This is a genomic window from Streptomyces omiyaensis, assembly GCF_014650895.1.
Classification (GTDB): Bacteria; Actinomycetota; Actinomycetes; order Streptomycetales; family Streptomycetaceae; genus Streptomyces; species Streptomyces omiyaensis.
The window spans coordinates 66687-85010 of sequence record NZ_BMVV01000023.1; the positions used below are offsets into that span (position 1 = coordinate 66687).

18 protein-coding genes are annotated in these 18324 nt (G+C 76.0%); 8 read left to right on the forward strand and 10 right to left on the reverse strand.

What is annotated here, in order from left to right; translation table 11 throughout:
- Positions 1 to 88 precede the first annotated feature (88 nt).
- The 6 genes from IE287_RS29435 (at position 89) to IE287_RS29460 (ending at position 7050) form a co-directional block, all read left to right on the forward strand.
- Entirely contained in the window at positions 89 to 1357 is a 1269-nt protein-coding gene (locus IE287_RS29435) for an ATP-grasp domain-containing protein (RefSeq protein ID WP_189852260.1), read from the forward strand.
- 302 nt (positions 1358 to 1659) lie between these two features.
- Entirely contained in the window at positions 1660 to 2508 is an 849-nt protein-coding gene (locus IE287_RS29440; RefSeq protein WP_189852332.1) for a Rossmann-like domain-containing protein, read from the forward strand.
- On the forward strand, positions 2505 to 3608 hold the full coding sequence (locus tag IE287_RS29445) for a PLP-dependent cysteine synthase family protein (RefSeq protein ID WP_189852261.1): 1104 nt from the start codon (positions 2505 to 2507) through the stop codon (positions 3606 to 3608). Before IE287_RS29440 ends, IE287_RS29445 begins: the two co-directional genes overlap by 4 nt.
- Positions 3605 to 4681 (forward strand): enolase C-terminal domain-like protein, encoded by a 1077-nt coding sequence (locus tag IE287_RS29450; protein ID WP_189852262.1) that lies wholly within the window; start codon positions 3605 to 3607, stop codon positions 4679 to 4681. The genes IE287_RS29445 and IE287_RS29450 overlap by 4 nt, the downstream gene beginning before the upstream one ends.
- Before the next feature lie 226 nt (positions 4682 to 4907).
- Complete coding sequence (locus IE287_RS29455) at positions 4908 to 5651, forward strand: class I SAM-dependent methyltransferase (RefSeq protein ID WP_189852263.1); 744 nt, start codon at positions 4908 to 4910, stop codon at positions 5649 to 5651.
- Between the two features lie 148 nt (positions 5652 to 5799).
- Positions 5800 to 7050: a hypothetical protein gene (locus IE287_RS29460; RefSeq protein ID WP_189852264.1), complete on the forward strand. Its 1251-nt coding sequence runs from the start codon at positions 5800 to 5802 to the stop codon at positions 7048 to 7050.
- A 19-nt stretch (positions 7051 to 7069) separates the two neighbouring features.
- Here the strand turns inward: IE287_RS29460 and IE287_RS29465 are convergent, their stop codons facing one another.
- From IE287_RS29465 to IE287_RS29490, 6 genes are all read right to left on the reverse strand, one after another.
- Complete coding sequence (locus IE287_RS29465; RefSeq protein WP_189852265.1) at positions 7070 to 7240, reverse strand: hypothetical protein; 171 nt, start codon at positions 7238 to 7240, stop codon at positions 7070 to 7072.
- Positions 7237 to 8730 carry a glycosyltransferase family 2 protein gene (locus IE287_RS29470; RefSeq protein WP_189852266.1) on the reverse strand — a complete coding sequence of 498 codons (1494 nt, stop codon included), beginning with the start codon at positions 8728 to 8730 and terminating at the stop codon, positions 7237 to 7239. The genes IE287_RS29465 and IE287_RS29470 overlap by 4 nt, the downstream gene beginning before the upstream one ends.
- Positions 8718 to 9488 (reverse strand): PHP domain-containing protein, encoded by a 771-nt coding sequence (locus IE287_RS29475; RefSeq protein ID WP_189852267.1) that lies wholly within the window; start codon positions 9486 to 9488, stop codon positions 8718 to 8720. The genes IE287_RS29470 and IE287_RS29475 overlap by 13 nt, the downstream gene beginning before the upstream one ends.
- Positions 9485 to 10576 (reverse strand): ATP-grasp domain-containing protein, encoded by a 1092-nt coding sequence (locus IE287_RS29480; protein ID WP_189852268.1) that lies wholly within the window; start codon positions 10574 to 10576, stop codon positions 9485 to 9487. The genes IE287_RS29475 and IE287_RS29480 overlap by 4 nt, the downstream gene beginning before the upstream one ends.
- Positions 10551 to 11651: a PIG-L deacetylase family protein gene (locus IE287_RS29485; RefSeq protein ID WP_189852269.1), complete on the reverse strand. Its 1101-nt coding sequence runs from the start codon at positions 11649 to 11651 to the stop codon at positions 10551 to 10553. The genes IE287_RS29480 and IE287_RS29485 overlap by 26 nt, the downstream gene beginning before the upstream one ends.
- Positions 11652 to 12017: 366 nt before the next feature.
- Positions 12018 to 12521, reverse strand: a complete 504-nt coding sequence (locus tag IE287_RS29490; protein ID WP_189852270.1) for an HD domain-containing protein — start codon at positions 12519 to 12521, stop codon at positions 12018 to 12020.
- Positions 12522 to 12635: 114 nt separating this feature from the next.
- Here IE287_RS29490 and IE287_RS29495 point away from each other — a divergent pair, with 114 nt between their 5' ends.
- Both IE287_RS29495 and IE287_RS29500 read left to right on the forward strand, forming a co-directional pair.
- Complete coding sequence (locus IE287_RS29495; RefSeq protein WP_189852271.1) at positions 12636 to 13583, forward strand: TIGR03564 family F420-dependent LLM class oxidoreductase; 948 nt, start codon at positions 12636 to 12638, stop codon at positions 13581 to 13583.
- 756 nt (positions 13584 to 14339) lie between these two features.
- Positions 14340 to 15479, forward strand: coding sequence for a terpene synthase family protein (locus tag IE287_RS29500; RefSeq protein ID WP_189852272.1), 1140 nt, complete (start codon positions 14340 to 14342; stop codon positions 15477 to 15479).
- 5 nt (positions 15480 to 15484) lie between these two features.
- Here IE287_RS29500 and IE287_RS29505 read toward each other — a convergent pair whose 3' ends face one another.
- Genes IE287_RS29505 through IE287_RS29520 form a run of 4 tightly spaced genes read right to left on the reverse strand, consistent with a single transcriptional unit; the run spans position 15485 to position 18324 of the window.
- Entirely contained in the window at positions 15485 to 16945 is a 1461-nt protein-coding gene (locus IE287_RS29505) for a cytochrome P450 (RefSeq protein WP_189852273.1), read from the reverse strand.
- Positions 16942 to 17562 (reverse strand): GTP-binding protein, encoded by a 621-nt coding sequence (locus IE287_RS29510; protein WP_189852274.1) that lies wholly within the window; start codon positions 17560 to 17562, stop codon positions 16942 to 16944. The genes IE287_RS29505 and IE287_RS29510 overlap by 4 nt, the downstream gene beginning before the upstream one ends.
- On the reverse strand, positions 17543 to 17917 hold the full coding sequence (locus IE287_RS29515; protein ID WP_189852275.1) for a DUF742 domain-containing protein: 375 nt from the start codon (positions 17915 to 17917) through the stop codon (positions 17543 to 17545). Before IE287_RS29515 ends, IE287_RS29510 begins: the two co-directional genes overlap by 20 nt.
- Positions 17914 to 18324 carry a roadblock/LC7 domain-containing protein gene (locus tag IE287_RS29520; protein ID WP_030493298.1) on the reverse strand — a complete coding sequence of 137 codons (411 nt, stop codon included), beginning with the start codon at positions 18322 to 18324 and terminating at the stop codon, positions 17914 to 17916. Before IE287_RS29520 ends, IE287_RS29515 begins: the two co-directional genes overlap by 4 nt.

Here is an 18324-nt window from a genome sequence, read left to right on the forward strand (position 1 = left end):
ACCTCCCGGAAAGCCTTGTTGGAAATGAAAACGATTTCCGATAGTGTCTGTGGCGCACGACGCCGACGGCAGCCCGAGAGGAACTCCGGTGGGACATCTGCTGGTGATCGAAAGCTGGGTGGGATCGATGAGCAGGCTCCTGCCCGCCGCCCTTCACCAGGGCGGGCACGAGTTCACCTTCGTCACCCGCGACCCGCACCACTACCTGCGCGGCCTCCCCGCGGACGAGGGACCGCACCCCCTCCTCTCCGCCCGCGCCGTCGTCACGGCGGACACCAACGACCTCGACGCCCTGGTCCCGGACCTCGCAGCCCTGCACCAGACGCTCCGCTTCGACGGGGTCCTCTCCTCCTGCGACTACTACCTCCCGGCCGTCGCCCGCGCCGCCCGCGCGCTCGGCCTTCCCGGGCCCGCGCCGGAGGCCGTCGAGGCCGCCTGCCGCAAGGACCTGACCCGCCGTGCCCTCGCCGCCGCCGGCGTCCCCGGACCCCGGTACGCGCTCTGCGCCGACACGACCGGGGCGCGGACCGCCGCCCGCGGGCTCGGCTACCCGCTCGTCGTGAAGCCGGTCGACCTCTGCGCCGGGATGCTCGTCCGCGCGGTGCGCGACGCGCGCGAACTGGAGCGCGCCTGCCGGGACCTGGCCGCCTTCCCCGTCAACGCCCGCGGCCAGCACCGCCATCCGGCGATCCTCCTCGAAGAGCTCCTCACCGGCCCCGAGGTCAGCGTCGAGACCGTCACCGCCGGCGGCACCACCCACGTCGTCGGCGTCACCGACAAGAGCGTCGGCGGAGCCCCCGCCTTCGTCGAGACCGGCCACATGTTCCCGGCCGGGATCGAGCGGGCGGCCGCCGGCCGGGCCGCCGCCACCGCGCGGCGCGCGGTCGAGGCCCTCGGACTCGACCAGGTGGTCTGCCACACCGAACTCAAGCTGACGCCCGACGGCCCGCGCGTCGTCGAGGTCAACCCCCGGCCGGCCGGCAACCGCATCACCGAACTCGTCCGCCACGTCACCGGCGTCGACCTCGCCGCCGCCTGCGTCGACGTCGCCCTCGGCCGCGCCCCCGACCTCGCGCCCCGCCCGGCCGGCGTGCGCAGCGCCGCCATCGCCTTCCTGCTGCCCGGCGCCGACGGCGTCCTCGCCGCCATCGACGGGGCCGACACCGTACGCGACCGGCCCGAGGTCCTGGAACTCGCCCTCACCGCGCCCGGCCGCGCCGTCACCCCCGCCACCAGCAACAACGCCTACCTCGGACACGTCATGACCGCCGACACCCACGGCCCCGGCGCCCGCGCCGCCGCCGAACGCCTCCTCGCCGGCCTGACCCCCCGCTACACGACGGCGGTACCCGCGTGACCGTCCCCGCCCCGCACCCGGTGACGGGAGCGCCCGCCCCCGTGCCGCACCCGGCGGCCCCGGCCCCGCCCGCCCCGCGCACGACCGCGGGACCGACCGCGACCGCTGGGCCGGCCGTGGCCGCGGGACCGACCGCGACCGCCCCGCACGTGACCACCGCCCCGCGCACGACCGCGGGACCGACCGCGACCGCTGGGCCGGCCGTGGCCGCGGGACCGACCGCGACCGCCCCGCACCCGACCGGCGTGCGCCCCGCCCCGCACCCGACCGACCGGGTCCCGCGCCCCGTCCCCGGCGACCCGGTGGTCCGGACCGTCGACGGCCTCGTCCGACTCGTGCGCGCCGGGGCGTACGGACCCGACCCGGCCGCCACCCGGATCGCCCTCGCCTTCACGACCGCCCAGGCCGTCCGGCACCGGGGCCGCGTCCACGGCTACCGCAACGAGGTGCTCAGCCTGCGGCTCGACGCCGCCGTCGGGTCCTGCGCCGCCGAGCCCGGGACGCTGCCCCCGAGCGCCCTCGACGACTGCGTCGGCGCCACCGTCGCCGAACTCCTCGGCCACCCGCTGGCCCCGGTGCGGATCGCCGCCCTCGACGCCTACCTCGCCCACGTCCGCCCCCACGCGCCCGCCTGCGGCGCCCGCCCCCACCCCCTGCCGGCCGGCGACAGCCTCACCCGCTCCCGGGCCCGCGCCCGGGCCGTCGTCGACCTGCTGCCCGACCCGCCCGCCGGCCCCGCGGGCCGCCGCCCGGTCCTCGTCGTCGGCGTCGTCAACTCCCTCCTGGAACGGCTCCGCGCCCGCGGCCTCGCCTACCTGCCCTGCGACCTCAAGGGCGGCACCACCGAGTGGGACGAACCCGTGTCCACCGACGCGGCCGGCCTGCTCGACCGCTGCGGCGCCGTCCTCGCCTCCGGCATGACCCTCGGCAACGGCACCTTCCAGGGCCTCCTCGACCACGCCGCCCGCACCGGGAAGCCCCTGGTGATGTTCGCCCAGACCGGCAGCGCCGTCCTGCCCCGCTTCCTCGGCTCCGGAGTGACCGCCGTGTCGGCGGAGCCGTACCCCTTCTTCTGGCTCGACGGCGGGCCCGGCACCCTGCACCGCTACGGCGGCCCCGGCCGCCCCACCCGTCACGGAGACCGCGCATGACGCCCGTCCCCACCCTCCCCCTGCCCTCGCCCCGCCCGGATGCGGCCCCCGCGGAGCCGGGACTGCTCTCCCTCGTCGGGCGCACCCCGCTCGCCCGCATCCACACCCCGCTGCCCCACCCCCACCCCGGCTTCTGGGCCAAGCTCGAAGGGCTCGGCGCCGGGGGCATGAAGGCCCGTGCCGCCGTCTCCATGCTCACCGGCGCCCGGCGGCGCGGCGAACTGCGCCCGGGCGCCCCCGTGGTGGAGTCCACCTCCGGCACCCTCGGCCTCGGGCTGGCCTTCGCCGGACAGGCCCTCGGCCACCCCGTCGTCCTCGTCGGCGACACCGAACTCGAACCGTCCATGCGCCGCCTGCTCCGCAGCCACGGAGCCCGCCTCGAACTGGTCGACCGGCCCGCCCCGCGCGGCGGCTGGCAGGCCGCCCGCCTCGTCCGGCTCCGCGAGGTGCTCGCCCGCACCGAGGACGCCTACTGGCCCGACCAGTACAACAACCCGGACAATCCGGCCGGTTACCGCTCCATGGCCGCCGAACTCGTCGACCGGCTCGACCACCTCGACGTCCTGGTGTGCAGCGTCGGCACCGGCGGCCACAGCGCCGGACTGGCCGGAGCACTGCGCCGCCGCTGGCCCCGGCTCAGGGTCGTGGGCGTCGACTCGGTCGGCTCCGCCCTCTTCGGCCAGCCCGCCCGGCCCCGGCTGATGAGGGGCCTCGGCAGCAGCATCCGCCCCCGCAACGTCCGCCCCGAACTCTTCGACGAGGTGCACTGGGTGGGCCCCGCCGAAGCAACCGACGCCTGCCGCAGGCTCGCCCGGGGCAGCTTCGTCTCCGGCGGCTGGAGCACCGGAGCCGTCGCCCTGGTCGCCGCGTGGGCCGCCCGCACCGAGCCCGGCGCCGTCGTCGCCACCGTCTTCCCCGACGGCCCCCACCGCTACCTCGGGACCGTCTACGACGACGAGTTCTGCGCCGCCCACGGACTCACCGGAGCCACCCCGGCGGCCCGCCCGCTGGAGATCGCGCACCCCGGCGCCGCCGAGGCCGTCGGCTGGACCCGCTGCCGCACCCCGCGCACCCGCCCCGCCGCCGGAGGGGCCGCATGAGACTCACCTGGACCACCGCCACCCTCGAACTCGCCGAACCGCTCCGCATCTCCCGCTCCGTCACCGTCCGCCGCGACGCCGTCCACGTCCGCCTGGAGCACGACGGCCTCGACGGCCGGGGCGAGGCCGTCGGCAGCACCTACCTCGGACTGCCCGCCGACGCGATCGTGCGCGGCCTCGCCGACGTCCGGCCCGCGGTCGAGCGGCTGCCGGACCCCGAGACCGCCTGGGCCGAACTCGCCCCGGCCGGGCCCGTCGGCGCCGGGCTCCCCGCCGGGGTCCTCGCCGCCGTCGAGTCCGCCGTCCTCGACCTCGCCGGCCGGCGCGCGCGACTCCCCGCCCACCGCCTCCTCGGCAGCCCCCGCCCGCCCTCGGCCCGCACCGCCCGCACCCTCGGCATCGCCCCGGCGGCCCGGGCCGCCGCCGGGGCCGCACGGCTCGCCGCCGCCGGGTTCACCGTCCTGAAGGTCAAGGCCGGGTCCCCCGACCCCGCCGACGACCTCGCCCGGGTCGCCGCCGTCCGCGCCGCGGCCCCCGCCGCGGAACTCCTCCTCGACCCCAACGGCGCCTGGACCGAGCCGCAGGCGCACGCCCTGCTGCCCCGCTTCGCCGCGCTCGGCGTCACCGCCGTCGAACAGCCCGTCCCGCCCGGCCGCCCCGACAGCCTGGCCCGGGTCGCCGCCGCGTCCCCCGTCCCGGTCGTCGCCGACGAGGACGCCGTCACCCACGAGGACGTCCTCGCCCTCGCCGGCCGCGTCCACGGCGTCAACGTCAAGCTCGCCAAGTGCGGGGGAGTCCGCGCCGCGCTCCGCATCCACGCCGCCCTGCGCGGCAGCGGCACCGACCTCATGCTCGGCTGCCTCACCGCCAGTTCGCTGGGGATCGCCCCCGCCGTCCACCTCGTCGACCGGGCCCGCTGGGTCGACCTCGACGGGCACCTCCTCCTCGCCGACGACCCCTGGACCGGCATCGGCGGCACCGACGGCACCGTCGCCCCCACCGCCCGCGCCGGACTCGGCGTCCGCCCCCGGCGGCCCCGCGCCCCCGCCGGCCGCCCGAGCCCCCGCGCATGATCGGCCACTCCGGACGGCCCCTCGGGACCGTGCCCCTGATCAGCGCCTTTCCTTGGGCGATACGAGCGCGACCCGTCCGCTTTCTCGTGTCATCCGACAGTACGGAGGCCGACCGGACCCGGCGCAGACTCGGTGCCACGGCCGCGCCCCGCGAGCCCGGCGGACACCCCTGTCCGCGGGACCGGCGCGCCCGCACACTTCACCCGACGACACGAGGGGGCAGCACATGACGGTGCAGCAGTACGACGGGATCGGCGAGGCGTTCGAGGGGTTCAAGGCCCTTCCGGTCATCCGCTACGGAGAGGTGCCCAGCGTCCTGGAGCTGGTCGGCGACGTCACCGGCAGGTCGGTCCTCGACCTCGCCTGCGGCACCGGCTTCTACAGCCGCGAGCTCAAGCGGCGCGGGGCCGCCGACGTCTTCGGCGTCGACATCTCCTCCGAGATGATCGCCGCCGCCCGCTCCATCGAGGCCCGCGACCCGCTGGGCCTGCGCTACGAGGTCGGCGACGTCGCCGAACTGAAGCCGTTCGACACGCCGTTCGACCTCGCGCTGGGCGTGCAGTGTCTCAACTACGCCGGATCCAGGGAGGAGCTGGACCGGATGTGCGCCCGCATCCACCGCAGCCTCGTGCCCGGCGGCACGTTCCACGTCTTCGCCCAGAACCCCGACTACGCCTTCGACTGCGCCTCCCTGGAGACATACGGCTTCCGCTGCGAACCGACCGGCGAGCAGAACGAGCTGGGCCCCCTGGTCCGGGTCACCGCGCTCCTCGACCCGGAGCCCATCAGCATCCTCGGCACCGCCCTGCGCCGCGAGGTCTACGAGGAGGCCCTGACGGCGGCCGGTTTCAGCGACATCGAGTGGATCCCGCTGCACGTCTCCGAGGAGGGCCTGCGCACCCACGGCGAGGAGTACTGGGCCGACCTCCTGGCCCACCCGCCGCTGGTGCTGCTGCGCTGCCGCGCCTGACCGCGCCGAAGCCCCCGGGGGCCCGCGCACCGGCCCGCCGCCGGAGCGCGGGCCCCCGGGCCACCTCCGCCGGCTCTCCACCGAATGTTCCGGTCCGCTCCGGTGTGTCCCCCGCCGGGTCCGTACGGGATCGTCTAAGCCAGGGTCCATGGGTACTGCGGAGGACCGGCACGGAGCGGTGAGCCGGCGCGCGTTCGCGGCCGCGCTGGCGGCCGGCACGGCGACGGCGATGCTCGGCGGCTGCTCGCCGGGCGCGCCGGGGACGGGAGACGACGGCGTGGACGAGGACGAGGCGGTCGCCCGGGCCTACACCTTCCTCGACCGGAGGGTCGACGAGGCGGCGGGCGGCACCCGGCAGGGACTGCCGCGCAGCTACACCGGCGGCTGGATGGAGACCCACCACTCCACCGTCGCCTTCACCTACGACGTGGCGCTCACCGTCATCGCCTACTGCGCGCGCGGCGCCGACGCCGACCTGCGGAGGGCCGACGCCCTCGCCGGAACCCTGCTCGCCCTCCAGGACGGCGACCCCGCGGGCGACGGCCGGATCCGCCAGTCGTACGCCTCGGGCAGGGTCACCGCGGCGGACGGGCTGCCGGCCGTCGCCGCCGCGGACTCCTTCACCGGCGCCCAGGCCTGGACCGGCCTGGCCCTCCTCCACGCCCACCGGGCGACCGGCCGCGCCGCCCACCGGACCGGCGCGCTGCGGCTCGCCGACTGGATCCAGGACCACACCGCCTCGGCCACCGGCACACCCGGCTACACCGGCGGCCTGCCCGCCTCCGGCCCCGCCCTCACCTGGAAGTCCACCGAGCACAACATCGACGTCGCCGCCTTCTTCGGCCGCCTCGCGGACGTCACCGGGGACCGGGCCTGGGCCGACCGCTCGGCGGTCGCGACCGGCTTCCTCGACGCCCTGTGGGACGCGGACGGCCCCGCCTTCTGGACCGGCACCGGCACCGACGGCGCCACCGTCAACCGCTCGCCGGTCCCCGAGGACCCGCAGAGCTGGTCCTTCCTGGCGACCGGCGACGCCCGGCACGCCGGGTCGCTGGACTGGGCCCTCGGCCACCTGGCGGCGCGGGACGGCGGGTTCGCCGGGGTGTCGGTCAGCGACGCCGACACCTCCAAGGTCTGGTTCGAGGGCACCGCCCACATGGCGGCCGCCCTCCGCCGCCGCGACGGCGACGGCGACCGCGAGGAGGCGGACCGGCTCCTCGCCACCCTCCGCGAGGCCCAGGCCCACGCCCCGAACGCCGACGGGTACGGGATCGTGGCCGCCTCCTCCGACGGGCTGCGCACCGGCGAGGGCGACACCCTCTACGCCAGCCTGCACACCGGGACGACGGCCTGGTTCGCGCTCGCCGCGCGGGGCGCCGACCCCTTCCTCCTCGACTGACCGGCCGGGGCGCGGCGGCTCAGGCCGCCCAGAGGGCCCGGGCCGCCAGCACGGCGGCGACGAGCAGCACCGCCAGCAGCTCCCACCACAGCAGCCGCCGGTCGTGCCGCCGGTCGTCGCCGGTCAGCTCCGCCACGTGCCGGGCGAGCTCCTCGTCCGTCTCCGGCCTCCCGGGCTCCCGCGCCGTCATCGTCCCGCCGCCACCTTCCCGGTCTTCTCGGTCTTGTCCCACGTCAGCTCCGCCCTCCGCCGCTCCTGGACCCAGGCCGCCACCAGACAGGCCGCGAGCAGCGAGCCGTACCCCACCAGGTGGAGCAGCACCGGGGCGAGGAACCGCAGCCGGGTGCCGGTGAGCAGCTTCGCGCACCACGCCAGGGGCAGGGCGAGGCCCATCCAGGCGTAGACCACGATCATCAGGGGCTGGGGCGTGCCGTCCTGCGCGAGCAGCCCGGCCCGCTCCAGCAGCGGCAGGAAGACCGAGGGGAGCGCGGTGACCACCAGGATGCAGGTGGAGACGATCCCGGGGTAGAACAGCGCCTCGCGCCAGCACCGCCGGAAGGTGCCGGGGTCCACGACCGCGGCCATCAGCAGGATGAGCAGGTAGCAGACGAGGTTGACGACCCACAGCCAGTGGAAGAGCTGCCACGAGCGGTCCGAGTCGGTGGAGTAGAGGTACAGCAGCGAGGCCGAGCAGACCGTGAGCAGCGCCGGCGTCGCCAGCAGCGAGAACCAGATCAGGCCGAAGAGGACCGAACCGAGCCGGTGCCCCTCCCGCCGCTTCCAGGGCCGGAACCACAGGTGCCGGTAGCGGTGGGTCACCTGGAGGTTCCCCCGCGCCCAGCGCAGCCGCTGCTTCCACAGGCCGGTCAGGTCGCCCGGCTCCTCGGCGAGCACCGTCGCGTACCCGTCGAAGACGACCCTGCGGCCGGCCAGCTGGGTCTCGAAGGTGGTGACGGTGTCCTCGGCCAGCGTCGAGGTGTCGATCCGGCCGCCGATCGCCTCCAGGCTCGTCCTGCTGTGCAGCTGCGCCCCGCCGGCCAGGCAGGCGACGACGCCCAGGACGTTCTGCGCGCGACGGGCGGCGGCCTGCGCGGTGATGTACTCGAAGGCGATGTAGCGGGTCAGGTAGTTGCCCTGCTTCCCGCTGCCCTCCTTGATGTACGCGGTGACGGCGCCGACCTCCGGGTCGGCGAGGTGACGGGTCATCCGCAGCAGGGCGTCCCGGTCGAAGACGACGTCGGCGTCCATGACGAGCACGGCCTCGGCCCAGTCGTCGCCGAGGACGTGGGCGAGGCCGTGGTTGAGGGTGTGCGCCTTGCCCTGCCCGCCGTCCTCCCGGCGCAGGTGCACCACCCGGCCCGGGTGGCGGGCCGTCAGCCGCCGCATCACCTCCGGCGTCCCGTCGGTGCTGGCGTCGTCGACGACCACGACCCGGATGCGGTCCCGGGGGTAGCGCATGGCGAGCAGCCCCTCCACGGAGGAGGCGAGCACCGGCGCCTCGTTCCAGGCCGGGATGAGCACGGCGGTGCGGGGCACGTGGAACGGCCGGTCCTCGTACAGGCGGCGGAAGCGCTGGACCCCGACGAGCAGGAACTGGACGATGGCGACCACCAGCGGCACCGCGCCCAGGAAGACCAGCGCGGTCGCCACGACGTGCAGGATCTGGTTCAGGGTGTGCACCGTTCCTCCGTCGTGGCCTGCGCGAGCGCGTCCGCCACCCAGGGGAAGCGGCCCACGTCCCCGGCCCGGTGGGCGTCGCTGCCCGCCCCGAGCCGGACCCCGGCGCGGTGCAGCAGCCGGGCCGTGCGGACCGACGGGCACCGCCACTTCTCGTTCAGCTCCACCGCGACGCCGCGCGCGCGGCAGGCCCGGACCAGGGGTTCGAGCAGGGCTCCGTCCACCGCCGCCTCGTCGAGCCCGGCCTTGGGCACCACGCTGAACAGGTGCGCCACGTGCGCGGTCCGGCCGGCCGGCACCCGCTCCACCGCCCGCGCGGTCGCCAGGACCAGCAGCCGCAGCGCCTCGTCCGGCGCCAGCCGCCCTTCGCCGAGCAGGGCCCGTACGGTGTCGGGGTGGGCGGGCCCGTCGGGCAGCGGGAACCGGTGGTCGGCGAGCGCGATGTGCTCGATCCCGGTCAGGTCCGCGGGCAGGTCGATCCGGCCCTCGGTGTCGAGGATCTTCGCCTCCACGCCGCAGACGAGGGCGAGCGGCGCGTCGGCGCGGGCCGCGCGGACGGCCGCGGCGTACGCGGGCAGGTAGGTGGTGTCCGCGCGGACGTGGTCGGTGACGACGAGCGTGTCGAGCCCGGCCTCGGCCCCGGCCCGGACGACGGCCTCCAGGGTGTCGTGGCCGTCGGAGAAGTCGGTGTGGGTGTGGAGGTCGGTGCGCGGCGGACCGCGCCGCGCCGGAGCCTCCCCGGCCGCCTCCGCGCCGGTCACGCCGCCGCCTCGCGGTCCCCTTCGCCGGCCGGGCGGACGGCCTCGGTGGCGTCGCCCATGTCGCCGAGCTCGCGCGGGGAGAGGACGACGTCCTGCCAGTGGCGGACGACGGCGGTCTCGCGGTGGACGATCCGCTCCGGGAGCGGGGCGCCGAGCAGCGCGGCCACCGCCCACTTCGGCATGTCCACCCCGGCGGCGACCGTCAGCGACATGCCGCCCGGCGGGCGGGGGTTGACCTCCAGCAGGGCGGCCTTCCCCGACCGGTCCTCCCGGACCTGGACGTTGAGGACTCCGCGCAGCCCCAGGGTGCGGACGGTGTCCTCGGCGAGCCCGGACAGCTCCGGCAGGTCGAGGATGCGGCCGGCCACGACGATGCCGGAGTCCGTCTTGTCCCGGGCGCGCGGCACCGCGGCCACCACCCGGCCGTTCCCGTCGGTGAGCACGTCGACGGAGTACTCGGTGCCGGGCAGGTACTCCTGGATCAGGTACGAGCCGTCCTGCGGGAGCCCGGCGACGTCGGCCGCCGAGCCCACGAGGATGACCCCGCGGGAGCCGGATCCGCTGCGCGGCTTGGCGATCGCGGGGAAGCCGCCCTCGGGCTCCACCGGGCCGGGGGAGCCGACGAGCCGGGTGTCCGGGAGCCGTACCGCGCCCTGGCACGCCTCGGCGAGCCGCCACTTGTCCAGACAGGTCTCCAGCGCCTCCGCGGGGGAGACCAGCACCCGGACCCCCTCGGCGGCGAAACTCCCGGCGGCACGGGCGAGCGCGACCAGCTCGACGTCGACGGTCGGCACCAGGACGTCGACCGCGTGCCGCCGGCACAGCCGCAGCACGGCCTCGGCGTAGCCGGGGGCGTCACCGGGCGGCAGCAGCATCCGGTAGGCGCGCGGCACCAGGTACAGCCCCGCGCCGTGGGGGTCGAGGTCCGCCGCGTACCGCTCGGCCACCCCGTCGAGGGCGCGCAGGAAGCACACGCCGGACGGTCCGCCGGCACCCGTGACCAGCACCCGCGGCGGCCTGCCGAGGGGCAGGGAGAGGTCCGGCACGGGGGTGCGGGCGCGGTCAGAGGAGGACGGGGTTGCGCTCATGGACGAGCTCCAGGGGTTCGGCGTAGCGGGTCTGGGAGAAGCGGCCCCAGTAGCGGGCGGTGGAGCGCAGCAGGTCCTCGTCGAGGTACCAGCGGCTCGCCGCCTGCGAGTGGTGGGCCGCGATGGCGGCGAGCTTGGCCTCCACGTCGACCTCGCTCAGCTCGATGAACCGGTTCGGCCGGTAGGAGACGGTGGCGGACGGCGACTGGTAGCAGGCGAGCCGCGCCACCTTGCGGCAGGCCACGAGCGTCGCCCGGTGCACGGCCCGGTGGTCCTGGTGGGTGTCGCTCTCCGAGTGGACGACGACGACGTCCGGCGCGGCCTCGGCGACCGCCCGTTCGACGGCCTCCACGGTGACCCGGTCGTCCGCCATGGAGCCGTCCGGCAGGTCCTCCATGAGGAGCCGGGCGCCCAGCACCTCGGCGGCGAGGTGGGCCTCCTTCCGGCGCCGGGCGGGGTCGCCGCCGTTCCCGCCCCGGGACATGGTGAGGACGGTGACGTCCCAGCCGCTGTGCGCGCGCCGGTGGATGGTCCCGCCCAGGCCGATCTCGACGTCGTCGGGGTGGGCGCCGACCACCAGCATGCGCAGGGAGTTCTGTCCGGAGCCCTCGACGCCCAGCGGGTCCGCCCGTTCGGCGACGGCGCGGGCGACGGCCGTGGCCAGCCCGTCGGGGTCGGAGCGCTCGACCAGGTCGGCGGCCCGGCCGCGCAGGGCGGTGACGGCCAGCCGGGCGCTCGGCGCGTCGTCGCTCACGACCACGGGGATCCCCGGGTGCTGGGCCCGCCACCGCTCCAGGAGCCCGCCGAGCGCCGCGTCGTCCGGGCCGAGCCCGGTGTGCCACACGGCCGCGTCCCAGAACCGCACGGGCGCGGGCGGGGCGCCCCCGGCCAGCAGGAAGGCCTCCGTGGAGGCGACGGGGTGGACCGAGGCCGCCCCGCGGTCGCGCAGCGCCCGGGCGATGCGCGCTGCGGTGTCCGCGTCGCCCTCGCCGAGGAGGATGTGGGTCCCGGCGAGCGGGAGGGCGTCGGCGCCGCGGCGGCCGGCCTCCCCCATCACATCGGAGATTTCGGACATATCTGGCACATTACCGTGCGGTGGCGATCTCTCCACCGGGGCGGAGGACCGCTCGGGCACGGACCTCGCCCCGGACGGCCACGGGCCCTGGTCCCGCACGCCGGGGCGGCGGCGGGACCGGGGCGCCGTCGTGGGAGCGCGACCGGATCCGCCGCGCGGCCGGGACGCATCGCGCCGCGCGGCCGGGACGTGCCGCGTCGTGCGGCTGCGACCGGGACCCACCGCGTCGTGCGGCCGGGGCCGCGCCGGGGCCGGGGGCACCGCACTGCCGCGCCGCGCGCCCGTTGCCGGGCCCGGGCCCCACGGCGCTGCCGCGTCGCGCGGCCGGGTCCCGGCCCGCGTGCGCACGCCCGGACCGGACGGGTGTCACACGCCGTGCAGCTCGGGCAGCAGGTCCGGGTTGACCACCCGCAGGATCGTCGCCACCTGTGCCGGATCGGCCGCCGCCCACAGCACCCGCCGCGCCGCCCGGTACTTGGCGGCGAGCCGCTCCCGCTGTTCCGGCGGCAGCCCCGCCGCCCGGTCCGCGCGGCTGTTGTGCGCGTTGTCGGCGATCTTCACCAGGGCGGCGTCGGGATCCCCGGCCACGCGCCGGATCTTCTCCTCGTACGAGCCGTCCGGGTCGTTGGTGACGGCCTCCACGATCCGCACGACCCGTTCGGGGATCCCGGCGGCCCGCAGCCCGTCGCCCGTCCACGCGGTGTCCTCGACGACGTCGTGGAGCAGGCCCGCCATCGCCAGCTCGGTCCCGAGCGGCGCCAGTCCGGCGGCCACGGCCCGGACGTGCTGCACGTACGGGACTCCGATCTTGTCGACCTGACCGGCGTGCGCACGGTCGGCGAGGGCGTCCACTTCGGCGAGGGTCAGCATGCCCCCATCATCCCGGCACGCGCGCGCGTGCGGACCGCCGGGTCCGCGCGGGCCGCCACACGGTGTTCACACGACGGGGGAATTCCCGTGCCGGAGGGGCCCGTTGCCGCCTGCATGACTCTCGGTGTGACACTCGCCTCCACCCGCAGCCCGCACTCCGTCGACGAGACCGTCCGCCTCGCGCGCGAGGCCCGGGACGCGGGGCTGCACTCCGCGTGGTTCGGCCAGACCTTCGCGCACGACTCGCCCATGCTGGCCGCCGTCGTCGGCCGCGAGGTGCCGGGACTGCACGTGGGGACCGCCGCCCTCCCGGTGTTCGGCCGCCACCCCCTGCTCGTCTCCAGTCAGGCCCAGACGGCCCAGGCCGCCACCGGCGGCCGCTACCACCTGGGTCTCGCCCTCGGCACCCGGCACCTCACCGAGGCCGCCTTCGGCCTGCCGTACGAGCGGCCCGTCGGCCTGCTGAGGGAGTTCCTCACCGCGCTGCGGCCCCTCCTGGAGACCGGCGAGGCCGACTTCCACGGCGAGCTGCTGACGGCGACGACCCCGTACCCGGCGGCCGTGCCCGGCGCCCGTCCGACGGTGCCGGTCCTGGTCGCCGCCATGGGGCCGCAGGCCCTGAAGGCGAGCGGGGAACTCGCGGACGGCATCCTCCCCTTCCTCGCGGGCCCGCGCGCCCTCGCCGAGCACATCGTCCCCGCCGTCACCGCCGCCGCGCGGGCGGCGGGCCGGCCCGCGCCGCGGATCGTGGCCCTCGTGCCCGGCCTGGTCACCGCCGACCCCGACGGAGTGCGCCGACGGGCCGCCGAGAACCTCGCGCTGTACGAGCGGATCCCCTCCTACCGGCGCGTCATCGGGCTCTCCGGTGCCGCGCGCGCCGCGGAGCTGGCCGTCCTCGGCGACGAGGAGGCCGTCGCCGCCGAGGTCCGCCGCCACTTCGACGCGGGCGCCACCGAGGTGGTGTTCACGGCGACCGATCTCGGCGGCGAGGACGACCGCAGGCGGACCTGGAAACTCCTCGGCGAGCTCTCCGCGGAGCGGGCCGGGGGAGGGGCGGGCTGACCGTCCCCACCTGCGGGCAGGCGCTCGGTTCCGTGGGCGCCCCCGCCCCGTGGGCGCGGCGGCACCGGACCTCCCCGGCCCCCGGGCTCCCTGCCCGACCGGGCCGACGCCCCCTTCCGACGTTCCCGCCCGGGGTCCCCGCCTCCGGCGGACCCCGCCGGCCGGGGGACGGCCGGGAGGACCGCCCGCCCTCCCGGCCGGTTCGGCGGCGCCCACACCCCCTTCGGGCACCCGCACCGCCGGCACCCCGGTCGCCGCCTCTCCCGCGGGCCCCCGCGGCCTCGTGCTCCGCCCGCGCGGCGGCGGCCCCGTCGCCCTCCGGCCCCGCCCGGCCCCGACGCCCCGACCGTGAGGGGCGGTTCCCGTCGGCGCGCCCGTGACCACGCCGTCCCCGGGGCGGGCCGGGCCGCCGGCCCGCGCACCGGTGCCCGTTCCCGCCCGCGCGGAGTGCGCCGAACCGGAGCGCGCGTACCCGAACGCGCCGGGTGGAGGCTTCCGTTGCCAGCCGGAACAGGCCATGGTCGTCGGAGAGCCCGAAGACGTTGGCGCGACTGGCCGGCAGTGGCCTCAGGACGCCAGAGGGGCACAATTGCCCAGCAAGACGCCGGGGTTCCCGGATTCCGGACGCGTTCGGTCCGGGGGTTGTGGTTCGGGCGAGGCGGGCAGGTTTGGAGCGTCGCGTGGCGGGAATTGTCGGCCGTCAGTGACAGCGGCACCAAACGACGGATTCCGAGGACTGAAGGAGGTGGAGCGACCATGCCCCTGCATGCCGTCGAAATCCCCGAGCTGTGGATGCCTCATCCACTCAAGGTCAATCCGCACCTGCCGGGGCTGCGGGCGGAGAGCGAGACGTGGGCACGCGAGATGGGCATGCTGGACGACGGAGCCGGACGGCCCGACCGCCGCCCCATCTGGACCCCGAGCCAGTTCCGGGCGATGACGGTGGACCTGCTCACCGCCTGGACCCTGCCCGACGCCGACCCGGACGCGCTCCGGCTCAACCACCGCTTCAACATCTGGGCCCTCGCCTGGGACGACTACTTCGCCCACGCCTTCAAGCGGACCAGCGACCTCCAGGGCGCCCACGAGTTCACCGCCCGTCTCCACGCCTTCCTGCGCACCGACGCGGGCGCCCGCCTGCCCGAGCCGGTCAACGCCGTGGAGCGGGGCATCGCCGACCTCCAGCGCCACCTCTTCCCGCCCCGACTGGCGCACTGGAGGCCGGAGTTCAGCAGGGCGCTGACCCGTTACGTCGACGCCGGCGTCGAGGAGCTGGCCAACAGCCGCACCGGCCGCGTCCCCCACCTCATCGACTACGCGCCCTTCCGGCGGGAGAGCTTCGCCGCCCACACCGCCCCCTACTCGGTCGAGCTCTCCACCGGAGCCCGAATACCCGAGCGGATCCGGCACAGCCGGACCGTCCGCGGCCTCACCGCCGCGTTCATGGACGTCATGGGCCTGGCGAACGACATCGCCTCCTACGAGCGGGAGGTCCACGAGGAACACGACGTGAACAACCTCGTCGTCGTGCTCGGCACCTCCCTCGGCATCCCCCTCCGCGAGGCCGTGCCCGCCTCCGTGCACCTCGTCAACTCCCGCATGCGGGACTTCGAGCAGCTCCGCGAGGAGGACGTCCCCCTGCTGGCCCGCCGGGCCGGCCTCGACCCCGAGGAGCGGGCCGAACTGGACACCTGGCTGGGCGGGGCGTGCAGCTTCCTCTCCGGGCTCCACGCCTGGTACACCGGCGCACCCCGGTACGTCCCCTCCGAGCCGCCCTTCCCGGAGCAGCGCCTCCCCGCGCCCGCCCCGGCGGAGCAGTGGTACGGAAGGGGGGCCGGCGGCCACGCGCCGACGCCCCCCTCCGCCGTCGGGCTCGGTCTCGACGCCGAGCCGTGACCGGCCTACCCCAGCCGCAGCATCCGCAGCAGCCGCTCCCACCACGACGGTCGCGCCCCGGGGCCGGCCGCCGGTCCGGGCACGGCCGCCGGGGCCGCCTCCGGTGCCGCGGCCGGTGAGGGGATCCCGGCGGTCTGCGGCGGCGGGGCCGCCGGCAGGGGCGCCTCGAACTGCTGGGTCCGCGGCGCCCGCGGGGCGAACGTGACGGGCAGCGCCGTCAGGTGCTTCGCCCAGGTGGAGGAGCGCCAGCTGAGACTCTCCTCCGGGACGGCCAGGACGATGTCGGGCAGCCGGGTGAGCAGGATGTCGATGCCGGTGTCGGCGATGATGCGGCCGACGTCCTGACCGGGGCACTCGTGGCTGCCGGCGCTGAAGGACAGGTGCGCCCGGTTGTGGTGGACGGGCGCCGCCGGGTCCGGGCGGACGGCCCGGTCCATGTTCCCGGCGGCCAGACCGAGCAGCAGCATGTCGCCGGCCCTGATCTGCTGCCCGCCGAGCGTGGTGTCCCCGTTGGCGTACCGGGACGGGCACACCATCAGCGGCGGCTCGTCCCACAGCACCTGCTCGACCGCCTCCGGCAGCGTCATCTGGCCGCCGGCCAGCGAGCCGCGGAACCGCGGGTCGGTGACCACCATCCGCAGCACGTTCGACATCAGGTTGGCGGTGGTCTCGTAGCCGGCGAGCAGGATGAGGCGCAGGTGGTGCACGACCTCCTCGTCGGTGAGTCCCGCCGGGTGGGCCATCAGCGCGGAGGCGATGTCCTGGCCCGGGTGCTCGCGCTTGTCCAGGACGAGCTGTTCCAGGCTCGCCACCACGAAGGCGTTGCTCGCCAGCGAGGTCTCGGTGGCCTTGAAGAGGTCCCGCGCGGCCTGGACCAGCTTCGGCGCCGCCTCGTCGGACATGCCGAGCAGGTGGATGAGGGTGAGCATCGGCAGGTGCTCGGTGAACCGGTCGACCAGCTCGGCCTCGCCGGCCTCGCAGAAGGTGTCGATCAGCTCGTGCGCGAAGCGGTTGATGCGGCGCCGGATGCCCCGGTGGTCGAACTGGTCGAGCGAGGCGGTGACCGCGCTGCGCAGCCGCTGGTGCTCCTCGCCGTCCGCGCACACGCAGTCCGGCCGCCAGCCGATCATCGGCATCAGCGGGGAGGTGGCGGGGTCGATCTCCCCGGTGCTCCAGCCGTGCCAGACCCGCGGGTCGCGGGAGAACTGGGTGGAGCGGGTGGCCACGTCCCGGTTCTCGTTGTAGCCGAGGACCAGCCAGGCGCGGACGTCGCCGTCGAGGAGGACGGGCGCGACCGGACCGTGGGTGGCCCGCAGCTCCTCGTAGAGGCCCATGGGATCGGTCTCGGCGGCGGGTCCGTAGAGCCGTGCCGCGCCGCCGGGGCCGGTGGCCGCGTGGGCCGGGCAGCCGGGGGGCGGGACGAGCCCGCCCTCGTGCGTGGCGTGCTCGTGGGCGGGGAGGGTCATGCGGTCTCCTGGGCGGCGAGGGAGCACAGGTAGACCATCAGCGAGAGCAGGGCGTCCCGGCAGGACGCCCGGTCACGGGCGTCGCAGGTGACGAGCGGGACGGAATCGCTGAGGGCCAGCGCCGTGCGCAGTTCTGGTAGCGGGTACTGCGGGGCCTCGGGGAAGGTGTTGACGGCCACCACGAAGGGGACGCGGCGGTCCTCCAGCCGGGTGATGACCTCGAAGCAGACTTCGATCCTCCGGGTGTCCACGAGGACCACGGCGCCGAGCGCGCCCTGGAAGATCCCGTTCCAGAGGAACCAGAAGCGCTCCTGGCCCGGTGTCCCGAACAGGTAGAGGATCAGCTCCTCGTTGATGCTGATCCGGCCGAAGTCCATCGCGACGGTCGTGGTGTTCTTGCCCGACGCGCCGGGATTGTGGTCGATCCCGACGCCGGCCTGGGTCATGCGTTCCTCGGTCGTGAGCGGGGGGATCTCGCTCACCGCTCCGACCATCGTCGTCTTGCCGACGCCGAAGCCGCCGACGACGACGACCTTGACGCCCCTGGCGCCGTGCGGCAGCAGCAGGTCGGTGTCGCGGGGGCCCGCCCTGAGCGTGTCAGAGTCTCCGTAGTCCATGGATCACCGCCTCCAATAGGCCGCGGTCGGGGAAGGCCGCGACGGGCACGGGTGCAATCGCCTCCACGCGTTCGTCGTCGACGAGCTGGGACAGCAGCACGGTGACGACGCTGAACGGAAGGCTGAGATAGGCCGAGACCTCGGCCACCGAGAGCGGGTACTCGCACATGGAGAGGATGGCCGCCTGTTCGGGCTGCATCGAGGGCTCCGGCGCGGACCGCGTCGCGATGAGCGTGACGAGGTCGAAGGTCTTGGCCGAGGAGCCCTCGCCGCCGGTGATGACGTACAGCGGGACGGGGGTTCCCTCGTCCCAGGGGCGGGGGTTGTCCGGGGGATGGGGGTTGTCCGAGGTCACATCGCCTGCCGGACGACGTCTTCACGGGGCGGACTGGTCATGTGCCGGCCGATCCTGACCACGAGCGCCCGCATGCGCGCACCGAGCAGCCCCGCGTCCACCTCCTCGTCGGCGAGGACGGCGAGGTAGGCGCCGGGACCGGCCGCCATGAGGGAGAAGTAGCCGCCGTCGGCCTCGATCCCGACCATGTGGGTGGTGCCGTTCCCGTGCGGGAACATCTGCGCGATCGCCCGGGCGAGGCTCTGGATGCCGGAACAGGCGGCGGCGATCGCGTCGGCGGTGTCGGGCGCCGTGTTGGCCTGGCCGATGCACAGGCCGTCCGCGGAGAGGACGACCACGTGCCGTACGTGCGGAACGCCGCCCACGAGCTCGGTGAGCATCCAGTCGATGTTGGGCAGTGGCTGCAT

Excerpts from the sequence above, each read along its gene's own strand:
- IE287_RS29445 (WP_189852261.1), top strand. The coding sequence starts at position 2,505 with ATGACGCCCGTCCCCACCCTCCCCCTGCCCTCGCCCCGCCCGGATGCG.
- IE287_RS29450 (WP_189852262.1), top strand. The coding sequence starts at position 3,605 with ATGAGACTCACCTGGACCACCGCCACCCTCGAACTCGCCGAACCGCTC.
- IE287_RS29455 (WP_189852263.1), top strand. The coding sequence starts at position 4,908 with ATGACGGTGCAGCAGTACGACGGGATCGGCGAGGCGTTCGAGGGGTTC.
- IE287_RS29460 (WP_189852264.1), top strand. The coding sequence starts at position 5,800 with ATGGGTACTGCGGAGGACCGGCACGGAGCGGTGAGCCGGCGCGCGTTC.
- IE287_RS29465 (WP_189852265.1), bottom strand. The coding sequence starts at position 7,240 with ATGACGGCGCGGGAGCCCGGGAGGCCGGAGACGGACGAGGAGCTCGCC.
- IE287_RS29480 (WP_189852268.1), bottom strand. The coding sequence starts at position 10,576 with ATGAGCGCAACCCCGTCCTCCTCTGACCGCGCCCGCACCCCCGTGCCG.
- IE287_RS29485 (WP_189852269.1), bottom strand. The coding sequence starts at position 11,651 with ATGTCCGAAATCTCCGATGTGATGGGGGAGGCCGGCCGCCGCGGCGCC.
- IE287_RS29490 (WP_189852270.1), bottom strand. The coding sequence starts at position 12,521 with ATGCTGACCCTCGCCGAAGTGGACGCCCTCGCCGACCGTGCGCACGCC.
- IE287_RS29495 (WP_189852271.1), top strand. The coding sequence starts at position 12,636 with ATGACTCTCGGTGTGACACTCGCCTCCACCCGCAGCCCGCACTCCGTC.
- IE287_RS29500 (WP_189852272.1), top strand. The coding sequence starts at position 14,340 with ATGCCCCTGCATGCCGTCGAAATCCCCGAGCTGTGGATGCCTCATCCA.
- IE287_RS29505 (WP_189852273.1), bottom strand. The coding sequence starts at position 16,945 with ATGACCCTCCCCGCCCACGAGCACGCCACGCACGAGGGCGGGCTCGTC.
- IE287_RS29510 (WP_189852274.1), bottom strand. The coding sequence starts at position 17,562 with ATGGACTACGGAGACTCTGACACGCTCAGGGCGGGCCCCCGCGACACC.
- IE287_RS29520 (WP_030493298.1), bottom strand. The coding sequence starts at position 18,324 with ATGCAGCCACTGCCCAACATCGACTGGATGCTCACCGAGCTCGTGGGC.